Source organism: Paenibacillus plantarum, assembly GCF_013141695.1.
GTDB lineage: Bacteria > Bacillota > Bacilli > Paenibacillales > NBRC-103111 > Paenibacillus_E > Paenibacillus_E plantarum.
Genome location: NZ_WHNY01000093.1, coordinates 128014 through 141043, shown reverse-complemented (window position 1 = coordinate 141043; position 13030 = coordinate 128014). Strand labels below are relative to the sequence as shown.

At 43.8% G+C, this 13030-nt stretch carries 10 protein-coding genes; 7 read left to right on the top strand and 3 right to left on the bottom strand.

From position 1 onward, the window contains the following. Window positions 1–6 precede the first annotated feature (6 nt). On the bottom strand, window positions 7–1017 hold the full coding sequence (locus tag GC096_RS37555) for a zinc-dependent alcohol dehydrogenase (protein ID WP_171638296.1): 1011 nt from the start codon (window positions 1015–1017) through the stop codon (window positions 7–9). 96 nt (window positions 1018–1113) lie between these two features. Next, a complete protein-coding gene (locus GC096_RS37550) occupies window positions 1114–1791 on the bottom strand; it encodes a GntR family transcriptional regulator (protein WP_171638294.1) in 678 nt (225 codons plus the stop codon). Window positions 1792–2021: 230 nt separating this feature from the next. Here GC096_RS37550 and GC096_RS37545 point away from each other — a divergent pair, with 230 nt between their 5' ends. Genes GC096_RS37545 through GC096_RS37520 form a run of 6 tightly spaced genes read left to right on the top strand, consistent with a single transcriptional unit; the run spans window position 2022 to window position 10436 of the window. Beyond that, window positions 2022–3371: an ABC transporter substrate-binding protein gene (locus GC096_RS37545; protein WP_171638292.1), complete on the top strand. Its 1350-nt coding sequence runs from the start codon at window positions 2022–2024 to the stop codon at window positions 3369–3371. A gap of 56 nt (window positions 3372–3427) precedes the next feature. Beyond that, a complete protein-coding gene (locus tag GC096_RS37540; protein ID WP_171638290.1) occupies window positions 3428–5251 on the top strand; it encodes an ulvan lysase-like protein in 1824 nt (607 codons plus the stop codon). A gap of 4 nt (window positions 5252–5255) precedes the next feature. Next, window positions 5256–6155, top strand: coding sequence for a carbohydrate ABC transporter permease (locus GC096_RS37535; protein WP_171638288.1), 900 nt, complete (start codon window positions 5256–5258; stop codon window positions 6153–6155). A gap of 11 nt (window positions 6156–6166) precedes the next feature. After that, complete coding sequence (locus GC096_RS37530; RefSeq protein WP_376769558.1) at window positions 6167–7012, top strand: carbohydrate ABC transporter permease; 846 nt, start codon at window positions 6167–6169, stop codon at window positions 7010–7012. A gap of 36 nt (window positions 7013–7048) precedes the next feature. Then, window positions 7049–8851, top strand: a complete 1803-nt coding sequence (locus GC096_RS37525) for a sensor histidine kinase (protein WP_171638283.1) — start codon at window positions 7049–7051, stop codon at window positions 8849–8851. Beyond that, entirely contained in the window at window positions 8844–10436 is a 1593-nt protein-coding gene (locus tag GC096_RS37520) for a helix-turn-helix domain-containing protein (protein ID WP_171638281.1), read from the top strand. The genes GC096_RS37525 and GC096_RS37520 overlap by 8 nt, the downstream gene beginning before the upstream one ends. Window positions 10437–10540: 104 nt before the next feature. Here the strand turns inward: GC096_RS37520 and GC096_RS37515 are convergent, their stop codons facing one another. Next, entirely contained in the window at window positions 10541–10714 is a 174-nt protein-coding gene (locus GC096_RS37515) for a hypothetical protein (RefSeq protein WP_171638279.1), read from the bottom strand. 545 nt (window positions 10715–11259) lie between these two features. On the opposite strand from GC096_RS37515, the gene GC096_RS37510 reads away from it, so the two are divergent. Further along, window positions 11260–13011: an ABC transporter ATP-binding protein gene (locus GC096_RS37510; protein WP_171638277.1), complete on the top strand. Its 1752-nt coding sequence runs from the start codon at window positions 11260–11262 to the stop codon at window positions 13009–13011. Window positions 13012–13030 lie beyond the last annotated feature (19 nt).

Here is a 13030-nt window from a genome sequence, read left to right as displayed (position 1 = left end):
GTGCCCTTAGGGCTTTATGAGTACTTTTAACGATACTTCCGAATTTTTCATTAATTCAAATCCGTAAGTGATTTCACTCAATTCCAGTTGATGTGAAATCAACGTGGAGAGATCTATCTTCCCACTAGCCATCATTTGAATGGCAGCAGTAAAATCCGAGCTGCTGTAGCAGCGGGTCGTAGTCAAACTAATCTCTTTAAAATGCATTTTGGCCAAGTCGATAGCAGGGGGCGTCTTGAATACGCTGACGACGACGATTTGCCCCTGTATTTTGATCATTTCGACCATTTGCTGTGCTGTCGACTGTGTGCCTGCAACTTCAAAGACAACATCCGCTCCTTTGCCGCCGGTGAGTGCCATGGTAGCGGCAACGACATCCTCTTCGGCAGCGTTTACTGAGATAAAACCAAGCTCCTTCGCTTTGGCAAGCCGATAAGGGCTAATGTCGGAAATCAAAATATCTTGAGCGCCAGATAGCTTGGCAATCATGCCGATCAGAAGCCCGATAGGTCCGGCTCCCAAAATCACGACGGAATTTCCTACCTGCAATGCCGAGCGCCGCACTGTATGTATAGCCACAGCCAGCGGCTCGGTTAGTGCTGCCTGCTCATCCGAAAGGCTATCCGGAATGCGATGCAGCCGATTCAGCGGAACGGCAACATATTCAGCGAATCCGCCATGCTTGTCGATGCCAATCAGCTGGAGCGTTCGGCACACATGGAATTGCCCAGCTTTACAAGCCTCGCATACACCGCAGCTTATCGTCGGCTCAACTACGACTCGATCTCCCGGAGCAAAGTCGCTGCCAGCCCGCACTTCTTCTACGACTCCGCAAAATTCGTGTCCCATCGCCAGAGGAGCCTTAGCTCTGGGGTGCTTACCGGAATAAATCATCATATCGGTACCGCAGATTCCGGCTAGCGATACTTTCAGTAAGGCTTCTCCCTCCCGGACTGTCGGTTTGTCCAACTCGCCCTCCTCTACATGATTCGCCTTAAGGAATAATCCTGCTCTCATAAAGTAATAACCTCTTTTCTAGTTGTATACTTGTCGACAACTTAATCATAGAGAAGAATGTTACTGTTGTAAATAACTTAATTGAATACAATCTAGTTATCTCCTCTTGAACAAACTTTCTTCGACCGTCCGCTTTGTATCGTGATAATGCTCCTTAACGATCCTGTTGATATAAGTCACATCGCGTGATACGAGAGCTTCTACGACCCGTTTGTGTCGATCAATCAGAAACAAGATCTCTTCCTTTTCGGAAAATCTGCGCTCCGTAGCAACTAACAAAGCTGCCAGAATAACATGTCGGATATTGATCCATAAGTATGATATTCGCTTATGATCAGCACTGAGTACGATTGTTTCATGAAATTCCAAGTCATGATAAGCGAACTGCGACGGATCACTATGTCGTAGTGCCATTTCCATCTTATCGATGATCTTGCTCAATTCTTGTATTGTTGTCTCATCGTTTTCGATAGCCAGCTTCTGCATGGCGAAATTCTCGAACATAAATCGGACGTCATACAGCTCCTCCAAATCTTGCGGAGTTAGACCAAGAACAACTGCTCCCATTCGTTCCATCTGGATCAAGCCTTCATTAGACAAAATTTTGAGTGCATCCCGAATTGGCGAACGGCTCGTTCCGAATTCGGAGGCGAGCATATTTTCTGATAACACTGTTCCAGATGGGGTCGAACCATCGATAATCCGCAAACGTAACACACACGAGATTTTCTCGCCCAAAGATTTTCCTTGGAGCCACTTCTCAGGAAATTGCATAACGATCGTCTCCCCCTTCTATTAGCATTCTAATACATTGTCGCCGGACATGCCATAATTCGAATGAAAACGTTGCCGTGAGGAAAACTAGCATCGAAGTAATATGTCAAAATAATCTCAACAAAGTAGATGGAATGAACTTTCGAGTAGTAATTGCTAAATAGTATACTACGACTAAGTTTACCACTGGGATAGACTTTTATCTTACAATTTTAAGGGAGGTCGTTTAAGTGAAACAAAGAAACGCTTTTACAGTCATGTTAATCGTCTTGTTAATTGCATCGCTGGTTTTATCGGCATGCTCGAAAGCGCCAGCCGAGTCAGAAGGGGCTAAAGGCAATAACGGTCAGAGCTCCGGGAAAGAGCCCGTAACGATCAAGTTTTTACATTGGTACAATGAAGAAACGGGCAATTGGAACAAGGTTATTAAGGAGTTTGAAAAAGAAAACCCTGGCATCAAAGTGGAATCCATGCCGCTTGTTGATAATGTAAATGCTACTGATTACTTGAAAAAGCTCGATTTAATGACAGCATCCGGCGATGCAATGGACGTTGTGATGTTCCATTCTCTCGGCGAGTTTTCCAAGAGGGTTAAAATCGGTATGATGGAGCCGCTGGATGAGTTTCTAAGCAAGGATGGCATTAATGTTGCTAAAGAATATTTACTTGATCCAAAGATTGATGGGAAATATTACGGACTGCCGGCTAAATATGTTGTGTCGATGATGATGCTGAATAAAAAACATTTGGATGAGGCTGGACTAAAGGTTCCTGAAAGCTGGACATGGGAAGAGTATGCGCAATATGCAAAAGCTTTGACAAAGGGAGAAGGAGCAGCTAAGCGCTACGGTACGTTCTTACGCGATTCCTATCCACATTATGCCGTAAAGGTGAGTGGACTGCCGGAGAAAAACTACATTGTAAATGATGATTCTACTTATAACGGTGACCAGCCATCTTTCCGAGAGTCCTTGGAACTGCGTAATCAGATGGAAAATATAGATAAATCAGCTGTTCCTTTATCGGAAACGATTTCACAGAAGCTTGATTACCGTCAGCAATTTTTTACAGGGAAAGCAAGTATGATGCCAGCTGGCAGTTGGATGATTACGGAGTGGGGCAATTTCACGCCTGATTTCCCAATTGCGTGGGCACCAATGCCGACCTCTTTGCCAGACAGCAAAGAAGTTTATTCTATTCCGCAGGGTGACATGATCGGTGTTGCCAAAAAATCTGTAAATAAAGAAGCAGCCTACAAGTTTGTTCGGTGGTTTACCACTAAAGGGCTTGATGTACAAGGGAAAAGTTTATCGGGCTGGAAGCAATCAGATCGAGTTAAAGCTGTCGACGCTCTTGTAGCCAGTACAAAAAATCCGAATGCGATTGATAAAACATCCTTGCTAAAATCGCTTGATCAAACACTCGCTTCCAAAACCATGATTGCGCCAGTATATATTACTGAAGCCGAGAAAGCATTTGTTGATGAAGCGCAGCTATATTTGTTGGGAACTCAGGATATTGATAAAACAATGAGCAAAATCAAAGAGAAGATCACCAAAATTATTGCTTCTAACAAATAGAACTTTTTATGAAGACTCCAGGCAGTTAGGCTGTCTGGAGTTATAGGAGGAACAAGTTGAACGCTTATGCGCAAATGAAACAGATGGTTGAACAGTTTTGTGATACTTTATTGAATTATCAAGTTCAAGGGTTTTTGCCAAGCTGGCAGGGGGGGATTGCGTGCCCTGCATGTAAATGTATTCACGGTCGCTGTGGAGATGCTATTTTTCCAATGTATTACACGGCGGTAGAGAGCGGAAAGCAGTCCTATATGGATGCTGCAAGAGAGCTTGTTCAATATATGAAGAGAAGGCAGCTGCAAGACGGCTCCTGGCTGAATGATGAAGCTTCCGATTGGAAGGGCACTACTGTTTTTCAAGTATTGTCTTTAAGTCATGCTTATGACTATTTGGCCAAAATGGGCGAGGATACTGAGGCACAGAGCTTGAAAGATATGATTTCGAAAGCAGCGGAATGGCTAATATGGGCTTTCTGCAAGGGGGGAATTCCGAGAAATAATATCAATTATATGATTTCTTCTGCTGCAGCTTTGCAATGGTGCGCACAAATATTAAACCGGCCTGACTACGCACTGGAAGCTGAGAAGCTTATGCAGGTGGAGTTGCACCGTATAAATCGGGATGGATTCCTTGTTGGAGAATCCAAATTCCCGCACCATCCCTATGACCAGATCGATATTGGTTACAACTTCGACATGAGTATAGGAGCGATGGCAGAATATGCCATGCTGACTCGTGATGACCGGGTTAAAGCCGAAGCATGCCGCACGTTGCGGGGCCATCTGCAGATGATATATCCGGACGGATCAATGGATAATTCATTTGGAAGTCGAAGCTATAAATGGACGTTGTATGGCAGTAAAACAGCGCATGGATGCCAAATGGCGCTTATGCTGCTTGCAGATCAAGATCCCGCTTTTGCCGAGGCAGCGGCACGTAATGCGAGATATTTAGCAGGCTGCGTCGATCAAACAGGTTTGGTGGGTTATGGTCCACAGCATGACCACATATTTACTGAAACATGTATACACAGTACATTCAATCGGGCAGATAGTTTGGCAGTTGCATTAGTGTATGGGATATGGGGGGATAGCGCCGCTCATAAAGAAGATCAAACAGCTATTCCTTCCGATGAACCATTTGGTACAAAGTATTATCCATCGTTAAATACTTGTCATATTCGAACGGACAATTTGATGGGTACAGTAACGGGTTATGGCAGTTTGAATGCGCCGACTGGTGGAGCGCTGTCTTATTTGTGGCATAACGCGCTTGGTCCGATCCAGATTGGTTCGGCAACTCGCTATAAGCGGACAGAGATGATCAATATGCCGGTATATCCGGAACCCTATGAAGGGACAACCACCCCTCGTATAGAAGCGATGGCTGGCGGACTATCCTATTGCAACCTATACGAGCATGACGCACAAATCATAGCTCACAAAGATTCTGCTGTTGCGAACGTCTATGGAAAATTAAAGCATGAGCAGCAGTCAGCTGTAACGGATTGTCAAGTGTCCTATGCTATTTCTTATCATTTTTTTGACAGTTTTATGGAAAAAAGATATGCCATAGATGTGCAGACAGCAATTGAGCAGCTCTCTATTGTCGAGCCAATCGTTTTTCCTGTGGATGCCCAAATCGAATCAATCGAAGGCGGTATCCAGATGGCTGCGAAACAATACAGTCTTGAGGTAACTGCTCAAAGCGATACTTTTCCTGCACACTGTCATGGAACAGAGCAGTTGATAGCAGCTGTCTTTCCTGCTGTCCGGTGCGTACCGCTAAGCTGGTCGCTTTATGATGTAGCTGCTGGCATGTATGAAATGACGATTAGAATAACAACAAGGCCCCAAAGACAGCTAGAAGAAGGTGAATAATGTGATGACTGAGTATAAGCCCGGAAAGGCAGCACGAAGAGAAACGATTGCCAGCTATATCTTTTTGGCACCTATGTTAATCGGTGTAACGATATTGCTATTTATTCCGGTGCTCATGACGATAATAATGGGTTTCACAGATTGGAATTTTGTGGCGGGCTTTGATCAATTGCATTTTATTGGTTTAGATAACTTTAAGGCGCTGCTTGAAGATGACATTTTTATTAAATCTATGAAAAATAACTTGTTCTTGTTGTTGGTAGTTCCGGTCGGCATGGCTGTCTCCTTGTGTTTGTCGATCATTATTAATAATCATGTGTATTTGAAGGATACAATGAAGGTCATTTACTTCATGCCGTATATTTCCAGCGTGGTTGCGGTGGCTGTCGTGTTCCAGGTACTCTTTCATCCAACCTTTGGTCCTGTTAATCAGTTTTTAATGTCTATTGGCATTGATAACCCACCTAAATGGCTGTCGGACATTCATTTTGCATTGCCGTCGGTTATGCTCATTATGATTTGGACGCAAATCGGCTTCCAATTAATTATTTATTTGGCGGGGTTGCAGAATATTCCGCGCGATCTTTATGAGGCGGCAGACATCGATGGCGCGGGCGGTTGGGCAAAATTCAAAAAAATTACGTTTCCGATGCTATCATCGACAAATTTCTTTCTACTAATTATTGGTGTAATTGGAACCTTTAAAGTATTTGATTTAATAGCCGTATTGACTGCAGGCGGTCCATCCAATTCAACCTCTGTCACCGTATACTATTTATATGAAACTGCATTTATTAATTTGAAATCAGGCTATGCTTCAGCAATTGCACTGGTGCTCCTGCTATTCGTATTCGTCATTACCCTGATTCAGTGGTATGGTCAAAAAAAATGGGTGAATGAATAGGAGGAAGCATGATGAAATCGAATAACCTGCAAAGCTTGAGCATAAAAAAACTGCTCGTTACATTGATTATGCTATTGGTCGGCGCCATTTTCCTGCTTCCTTTTGTCTGGATGCTGGTCACCTCCTTCAAGTTTGAAGAGGATGTCTTTCATTATCCAATTCAATGGCTGCCGGTGCGTTGGCATATTTTTGAAAATTATAAAGAAGTGTGGATGGGGAAGTATCCATTTTCTTTGTATTATTGGAATTCCTTGAAAGTTGCTGTTGCAACGACATTCGTATCCGTTATCGTTTCTAGTTTGGCGGCGTTTGCCTTTGGAAAGCTGCAGTTTAAAGGGAAGAACTTTTTATTTTTATTAATTTTGTTGCTATATATGGTGCCGGCTCAAGCGACCCTCGTGCCACAGTTTTTAACGTTTAAATGGTTGAATTTGTACGACTCTCATTTAGGAATGGTTTTATTGCATAGCTTTAGTGTATTTGGTACGTTTATGCTACGTCAGTTTTTTGTCGGGATTCATCCTGAATTTATAGAGTCTGCTAAGATGGACGGAGCCGGATACTATAAAATATTTACGCGAATTGCATTACCGCTTGTACGTCCAGCTATCGCTACCTATGCCATTCTGCGCTTTATATGGACTTGGAATGATTACCAGACGCCATTGATTTTTATTCGTAACGAGGCCTTGTATACCATTCAAATCGGGATGAGCCAGTTTGCCGATGGAGAGGGTCAATTTTATGCGTTAACGATGACCGGTGCAGTATCTGCGATTATTCCGCTGCTTATTGTGTTTCTAATTGCGCAAAAAAATGTTATTGCTGGTATTGCTGTTGGAGGCGTGAAAGGATAGACTGTCGTAAAAAGTATAAAGGGTTGTGCATGTAAAATGAAAATGAGGTTTATTAAATGGTTAAACATTTCGCTGAGGCAAAAGCTGGTAACCGTTTCGGTTATTTGTTTGCTGGTGCCTTTGCTAATTTCGACTATTGTATCTAATTACATGGCGAAGGATGTGCTGATGGATAATGCGATTAGCAATTCGCAGGATTCGATGCAGATGGTCGAGCTTAATTTGACCAGTTTAATTAATAACCTTTTGTATATTACAAACAATGTGCAGTTTGACAGTGAACTGAATACCTTGTTGAGAGAAGGCAAGGAAAGCGAAACGAAAGCTCAGCATGTGTTGAATCAAACCCGAATAACAGCCAAACTTAGCAGTATAACCAGTTTACTGAACGACACTTACATTACGATTTTGACAGATGAGCATGGCGGATATACGAACTATTCTGCCTATGATTACAACTATGAATTATTTTATGAAGAAGATTGGTTCAAGCAGTTGAAAGCGATGAATGGTTATGAAACACTGTGGCTTGGAGGTCAGCCTAATTATCTGCTGTCCTCTCGACCGAGCAGTTCGCACCTAATAACGATCGCTAGAAAAATCCAATTTTCTACGCGTCCATCTGGCTATGTGATTGTAAGCATGAAAGAAACGGACTTTCATGAATCATTTGCTAAGCTTGCTGGTAACTCACAAATCATGCTTGTGAATTCGAAGGGCATCATATTATCACATCCGGATTCGAAGCAAATCGGCCAACGATTTGCCTATGCAGATCGGATACACTTTCAGGAAGACGATGCGAAAGTAACCACAATAGACGGTGAACATTATTTGTTAACAAGTCATGATCTTACTTATTCGGATTGGTCGTTGGTCAATTTGACTCGCTATAAGGAAGCAACACAAAAAATCAATTTTATTCAGCAAACGAATTTGTTTATACAAATTTCTTTTTTTTCTATTTTTCTTATTATTCTTGTAGTGCTCGTTAGAAGACTGACGGAGCCGCTTGCCAGATTAGGTCGAGTAGCCAATGAAATAGAAGCAGGTAATTTATCCATTCGCGCTCAAATTGTCGGTGGTAATGAAATAGCCAAGGTTGGTCGTTCCTTCAATAAAATGCTTGACCGTATTGAGATCATGCTTAACAAGGCCGTGTTGGATCAAACCAAAAAACGCATGCTAGAACTGGAAATGCTGCAAGCGCAAATTCATCCCCATTTTCTGTTTAATGTACTGAATTCGATCCGGTTGAAAATCTTAAAGAAAAATGACCAGGAGAATGCTTTATTCATTCAATCGCTTGCCCATTTATTACGCATGACTATTAATCGAAACAATGAATATATCCCCTTATACCAAGAGATAGAAATTGTTACTCATTATATTAAACTGATGAATATGAGACAGAAACAGCCCATTATGTATGAGGCTCATATCCCCCAAGATGCAGGGATGGTAGAAGTACCGCGATTATTTATTCAGCCGCTTATTGAAAATGCTTATATTCATGGCTTTAATGAAGGCGGGGGGACAATTATGATCTCCTCCAGGGTTGAACATCAGCAGTTGATTGTTGAAGTAGCTGACAATGGCAAAGGAATGAACGAAGAAGAAAGAATGAGACTGCTGGATCATTTGCAGCATGATGGAGCCGAGGAGCAGATTGAATATAAGAGAAGTGGCTTTACTGGCATTGGAGTGAAAAATGTTTATGAGCGGCTAAGGCTTATTTATGGACCTGCCTTTAAACTCTTAATTGAGAGCGAACAGGGAGAAGGGACAAAAATTACTTTGCTAATTCCTGTAGTTGCGGGGGAGGCCCGTTATGTATAAGGTCATGTTAGTTGATGATGACTATCCAGTTATTGATTTTTTGCAAGAGACCATCCCTTGGAAAGATCTTAATATGGAAGTGATTGGCGAATTTGATAATGGAAAAAAAGCTTACGATTTTGCTCTATCTAATATGCCATCTAGCATGCCTGATATTATCGTAACGGACATAGGAATGTCGCATATGAACGGCTTGGAGTTGATTGATGGCTTGCTGGCTCATAAAGAAGATATCCACGCGATTATTTTATCTTGTCATGATGAATTTGATTATGCCCGTCAAGCCATCAGGTTGAACGTCGATGATTATATATTGAAGGAATCGCTGGAGCCAGAGGCATTTATTACGTTGCTTTTGCGAATAAAACAGAAGCTCGATACAGATAAAAGAGTGCGAAAACAGCCTGTATTCCACGACTTACTTGCATCGTTGACGGATGATCCCATGATGAGTGAAACCGATTGGGCTGAGCAGACGAAGAGAACCGGGCTTGATTTTATGCAATATGATTATATTCCAGTACTTTGCTTTATCAATCGTCCGCTGGCTGCTGAGCAACGTTACTCTACGCAAAAGCTATTTGCCTTTGCGATTCACAATGTCATTGACGAAATCATTCAGGCGTATGACGATCAAACCATTTTTAAACTGTCTAATCATGGGGATAAAACGGTATTGCTTTTTCAATATAGCGATTTTGTAAAAAACAACGCTTATGCAGCGATCAGTGAAATTTTGCAGAAGATTAGCGAATCTCTGCAGGTTTTCTTGAAACTATCGGCAACTTTTATAATTGGACAAATATGCGAGAAGCCGTTACAGCTAAAGGAGCATATGAAGCAGTTGCTGAAGGGCAAGGAACGCAGCTTCTATTTGCAAGAAGGCGTAATTGTAAAGCTGGAACAGCTTCACCAATCCTATTGCGATGAAGAGTTGTTCAGCCAGCATGTCGAGGCGATTGGGCAGTTTCAGCATTTGATAATGAAGGTAGACCGTGCCAAATTACAGCAATTGCTGGCAGACTGGATAGAGGAGCTGCGAAGAGGTTTTTATAAGCCGCAACTTGTTCGTGAATGGGGTATCAAAATTTTACTTGATTTGCGAGTGAAAATTAAATCGTTACATTTTTTTGAAACGAAGTTTTCTGAAGAGGTTGTGCATCAACAATTCATTCATACGGAGTCTCTCGATCATTTGCATGAGCTGATGTGGCTGTATATGAGTGACTTGCTTAGAATTGTGCAACATATTAATAATGGTTCAAAAAGGAGGGAAATTGTAGAAGCACAGACCTATGTACTAGAGCATATGCATGAAAAAATTTCGATGTCTACTGTAGCTCAACGGTTGCATCTAAATGCGGCGTATTTCAGTCGGTTGTTCAAAAAGGAAACCAGTGAAAATTTTATGGATTATGTATTGCGGCTAAAAATGGAAAAGGCTTGTGAATATTTGGATCATAGCGATGTGAGTATCGATCAAATTTCCGAGCGGCTTGGCTTTGAAAGCAAAAGTTATTTTATTCGCACCTTTCGACGGTTAATCGGTACACAACCAGCTGTTTGGCGACACCGGTCAGAGTAGCTGATGCGAAACCGTGGCAGCTCGTTAAAAAAGACATCTGTTCCGGAGTGAATCCGGCAGATGTCTTTTTGCACAGAAAATCATCCACGTGTTGATGGCTTTTTTTATTTTAGCTCAAGCTCCAACTCCTCCAAGGTGTACCGGTTGTCCCACAAAAAAATCATGTCATACGCTGTTGAATCCTTCGAGACAAACCTTGCTGTAGCTGTAATAACACCGCCTATAATCGTTCCGAATCCCACAATCCATCCCATCAATGCAAACACTTGATCGACCATGTGCATTCACTCCTTTGAGGCGCGATGAACTCCTAATCTATCCATATGCCCGATGAATTTGAAACATGTGTGACATTTGAAAGCCTTCTCATCACGAGTATAGACATCGGAAATATCGGGCTGGGAAAGTTGCATTTTAATCTTTTTCTCCGATTGACACGTTCAGAAGAGGGATGGTAAGATCACCCTGTAAGGAAACGAATAGACAGCTTTTGGAAAAGTTAACAGGTACCTAAAGTGCCGGGCTCATTAAACGAAACAGGGGGGTTCACTATGGATAACATGGTTATTGTATTTAGCGCACATCATAAACGGACACACGTCCAACCTAATTTCATAGATGGTAACCCGCTGGATAGCCAGAGCGACTGCATACGCATGCTCGGCTGTTAGCACCCCTTCCCATACGTTAAGTTGTGAAGCGCGGGTTACGAAGTTCGTAACGAGCGCTTTTCTGTTTCTATAGAAGGCATATCGCTGCGCGCGGTGTGTCTTTTTGCGTCTTTGGGTGTCTATGCGCCATTTGAGAGGAGTGACAAGATCGTATGTTTACTGTATTAAAGAAATTAGCTTGGTTTTTCAAAATGAACTGGAAACGCTACAGCCTCGCGATTGGGCTTCTGATCATCGTCGGCATCATTGATGTGTTACCGCCGAAGCTGATAGGATACGCGATTGATGGTATACACATGGGCACCTTAACGGGGGCCAAATTGGGGCAATTACTCGCCTTTTGGGGAGCGCTCATCGTCGTGAGCTATGGGCTGTCTTACATTTGGCTATACCAGCTGTTCGGCGGAGCCTTCGTCCTTGAGCGTGTGCTGCGCTCCCGATTCATGCGGCAGTTGCTGCGGATGACGCCTACCTTCTATGAGCGCAACCGTACGGGCGATTTGATGGCTAGGGCGACGAACGATTTGCAATCGGTATCGACAACTGCCGGGTTTGGGATTTTGACCTTCGTCGATTCGACCTTGTTTATGCTAACGATTCTGAGCATGATGGGCTTCTTCATTAGCTGGAAGCTGACGCTTGCCTCGATTTTACCACTGCCGATTATGGCTGTTGCGATTACGATTTTTGGCGGCCGTATCCATGAAAGGTTCATCCTCGCACAGGATGCTTTCGGTCAAATGAATGACCGCGTCCTGGAAACCATCGCAGGCGTTCGGGTCATCCGAGCATTCGTGCAGGAGAAGGCGAGTGAGCACAATTTTGCGACGATGACGGACGACGTTTATCGTAAAAATATCGCTGTAGCGGTAATTGATGCTCTTTTTGAACCAACGGTCAAAATTCTGGTCGGTATTTCCTACCTGATCGGACTTTGTTACGGAGGCTATCTCGTGTTCCACAGTGAGCTGACGCTCGGAGAGCTAGTGTCCTTCAATACCTTCCTGGGTATGCTGATCTGGCCGATGTTTGCGATCGGTGAGCTGATGAACATTATGCAGCGCGGGAATGCATCGCTAGATCGGGTCAATGAGACCCTTGGCTACAAGCCGGATGTCGTAGAAGCTCAGAAAGCTGCGACGCAGCTACAACCAGATTCAATCACCTTTGACAATGTAACGTTCCGTTACCCGTCCTCATCCATTGATAATTTAGTTGGCATGACATTTCGCTTAAAACGCGGACAGACGCTCGGCATTGTCGGCCGAACTGGCAGTGGCAAAACAACCCTGCTAAAACAGCTGCTTCGCGAGTATCCTGTCGGTCAAGGCGCGATCACGATTACGGATACGCCAATCGAACAGATCGCGATCGATACGCTCCATGGCTGGATCGGGTATGTGCCGCAGGAGCCGATTCTTTTCTCCAAAAGCGTGCGCGAAAACATCATGTTCGGTAAGGGGCAAGGCACCGAAGCAGAATTACATCGCGCGCTTGATCTAGCTGCGTTCCGCAAGGACGTCGAGTTCCTGCCGGAAGGTCTGCAGACCCTCGTCGGGGAAAAAGGCGTCGCCTTATCCGGCGGTCAGAAGCAGCGCGTCTCCATCGCGCGGGCGTTGTACGTCGATCCGGAGATTCTCCTCCTCGACGACGCGCTCTCTGCGGTCGATGCGAAGACGGAGGCCGAGATCATTAGCGGCATTCGCACCGAACGTGCGGGTAAAACAACCCTGATCACCACGCACCGACTCTCCGCCGTGCAGCATGCGGATTGGATTGTCGTGCTCGATGAGGGCTATATCATCGAAGAAGGCACGCACGAGCATCTTCTTGCGCTCGGCGGCTGGTATAAAGAGCAATATGACCGTCAACAGCTCGAGGAGCAGACGGTTGGAATGGAATAGATGATGGGGGCAAAGCGAG

Bases quoted from the DNA above. Each gene is read 5' to 3' on its own strand.
- GC096_RS37555 (WP_171638296.1), bottom strand. From the start codon at position 1,017: ATGAGAGCAGGATTATTCCTTAAGGCGAATCATGTAGAGGAGGGCGAG.
- GC096_RS37535 (WP_171638288.1), top strand. From the start codon at position 5,256: ATGACTGAGTATAAGCCCGGAAAGGCAGCACGAAGAGAAACGATTGCC.
- GC096_RS37510 (WP_171638277.1), top strand. From the start codon at position 11,260: ATGTTTACTGTATTAAAGAAATTAGCTTGGTTTTTCAAAATGAACTGG.
- GC096_RS37520 (WP_171638281.1), top strand. From the start codon at position 8,844: ATGTATAAGGTCATGTTAGTTGATGATGACTATCCAGTTATTGATTTT.
- GC096_RS37550 (WP_171638294.1), bottom strand. From the start codon at position 1,791: ATGCAATTTCCTGAGAAGTGGCTCCAAGGAAAATCTTTGGGCGAGAAA.
- GC096_RS37515 (WP_171638279.1), bottom strand. From the start codon at position 10,714: ATGGTCGATCAAGTGTTTGCATTGATGGGATGGATTGTGGGATTCGGA.
- GC096_RS37525 (WP_171638283.1), top strand. From the start codon at position 7,049: ATGAAAATGAGGTTTATTAAATGGTTAAACATTTCGCTGAGGCAAAAG.
- GC096_RS37530 (WP_376769558.1), top strand. From the start codon at position 6,167: ATGAAATCGAATAACCTGCAAAGCTTGAGCATAAAAAAACTGCTCGTT.